This is a genomic window from Clostridium sp. D5 (assembly GCF_000190355.1).
GTDB lineage: Bacteria > Bacillota > Clostridia > Lachnospirales > Lachnospiraceae > Faecalicatena > Faecalicatena fissicatena_A.
The window spans coordinates 1-1,805 of record NZ_GL870837.1 but is presented as its reverse complement, the minus strand read 5'-3'; the positions used below and the strand labels follow the sequence as shown (position 1 = coordinate 1,805).

2 protein-coding genes are annotated in these 1,805 nt (G+C 38.1%); both read left to right on the top strand.

Features of this window, described 5'->3' with window-relative positions; translation table 11 throughout:
• Window positions 1-672: 672 nt before the first annotated feature.
• A complete protein-coding gene (locus tag HMPREF0240_RS23165) occupies window positions 673-975 on the top strand; it encodes a hypothetical protein (RefSeq protein ID WP_035314777.1) in 303 nt (100 codons plus the stop codon).
• A 137-nt stretch (window positions 976-1,112) separates the two neighbouring features.
• The gene (locus HMPREF0240_RS23670; RefSeq protein ID WP_009005817.1) at window positions 1,113-1,295 is read left to right on the top strand and encodes a sugar ABC transporter permease; all 183 of its coding nucleotides are present in this window, start codon (window positions 1,113-1,115) and stop codon (window positions 1,293-1,295) included.
• Window positions 1,296-1,805: the final 510 nt, after the last annotated feature.

The following is a 1,805-nucleotide window of genomic DNA, read 5'->3' as shown; positions in this document are numbered from 1 at the left end:
ATGGAATGAGGAGACGATACCCAGGTGGTATCGTTTTTTTTATGGTGCGTTTTAAGTTCCCTGCAATTTCCATTCAAGTATTCAACCCAACACCTTTGGGGGTATACGGTAAATCACTAGTACCGTGCTAGTCTCATCTATCCATGAGATAATACCTCTAGAAAACTACAAGTTTTTTAAAGGAGTTATCCCTGTGGATAAGATTACACATCAGGTCCGTGTAGAGCACTGGGCCAAAATCATGAATGAATGCATAAACAGCGGGATGCCTAAAACTGCCTGGAGCAGAGCAAATGGAATCTCAGAAAAGCAGTTCTTCTATTGGCAGAGAATCCTAAGATCTGCCGGAGCAAGTCAAAAACAACCAATGTGTAAATTTGGCCGCTGGAAACGGCGGTCAAAAAATGAGCCAGTACTCATGATTTACCGTATACGGCTTCCCAGAGAACCTATTCTTCTCAAAATAAAATATAGGCAATTCCGGATGGTTTTTTAAGCCAGGGCATTTTTGTCCATAGTGACTGGCTGGAACAAGCTGGTTATAAAGTAGAAGATTTGAAGACAAAAGATTCTATTAATTGGGGATTTAAAGAGCAGGTGGACGGGTTTGTATCAGGACAATGCGCTACTTTAAATCAGACACCGGAAGTCATTACAATCTGTGAGGAGGCAATGGAGAAAGGAATCTGGACTGTATTGCCGCAGCCGGTAAAGACAAATGCTAAAATCAGCAGCTTTACGTGGGGCGCTTCAGGGGCTTATATGCTCTCAGCAAACTCAGAAGTACAGGATGAAGCATGGAACTTTATTGATGGATATCTTCACCAGAGATTAATATGGAATATGCAAAGAGTTTACTTGTTCACCGCTTTATTATTCTTCCTTAGAAGATCCGTTTTTTGGCCGAGGGTATATGAATTCTTACCGTGGGCAGTAGCTTGCTTTCTGATTGGGTTAATATTTAAATGGATGTAAATGAATCCGCCAAAATGGACGGCTCATCAGCCGTGAATACTTTTTCAAAATTACGGTTCCTTATGTAAAATCAACGATTATTTTAGCGTTGCCGTTATGGGACATCTGGGTGTTTAACTCTGCATAAGGTCTACATTATGACTGGCGGAAGGCCTGCTAATTCAAGTGCCATATTATCAGTATATGTCTTTAATCAAGCTTTCTACTCCATGGATTTTGGATACGGGGCAGCGCTTGTTATTTTAATGATGATTATTTTGGATGTAAATGCACTTATATTTCTTAAAGCCACGGATTATGAAAGTGAAGGTGATTTTTAATGAAAAAATAGGGTTAAAAGTGGTAGAGGCGATAGCATTGGCAGGTTTTCTGATTTTGATGTTTTTCCCTTTTTCTTGTTAATTATCACATCCTTTATAATCCCGCCTGAAATACATGCAGAGAACATTACTTATTTTCCGAAAGTGTTTGTATTGGAAAATTACATCAAGTTTTTTTGCGGATTAAGTTTCAGATTTATATAAAAAATAGTTTATTTGTAACATTCATTAGTAGTGCCATGATTGTTTTCTCATCGATCACTGGCGACTATGCATTGGCCAGATATAAGTTCAGATAGAACATAACATAATTATAAACTTTGGGAAAAAGTTGTTGACAAAAAGCAAGACAGTGTGGTAATATATCTAAGCTGTCTCTTGAAGGAATAGAAAGAAATGAGTTCTGAAGAGCAAAAAGAAAACTAAAAAAGTTCTTGACAGACGACAACAGATATGATATTCTATAAAAGTTGCCGCTGACGACAAAGAACGACAGCGAAAACAACAAAG

Bases quoted from the DNA above. Each gene is read 5' to 3' on its own strand.
- HMPREF0240_RS23165 (WP_035314777.1), top strand. From the start codon at position 673: ATGGAGAAAGGAATCTGGACTGTATTGCCGCAGCCGGTAAAGACAAAT.
- HMPREF0240_RS23670 (WP_009005817.1), top strand. From the start codon at position 1,113: ATGACTGGCGGAAGGCCTGCTAATTCAAGTGCCATATTATCAGTATAT.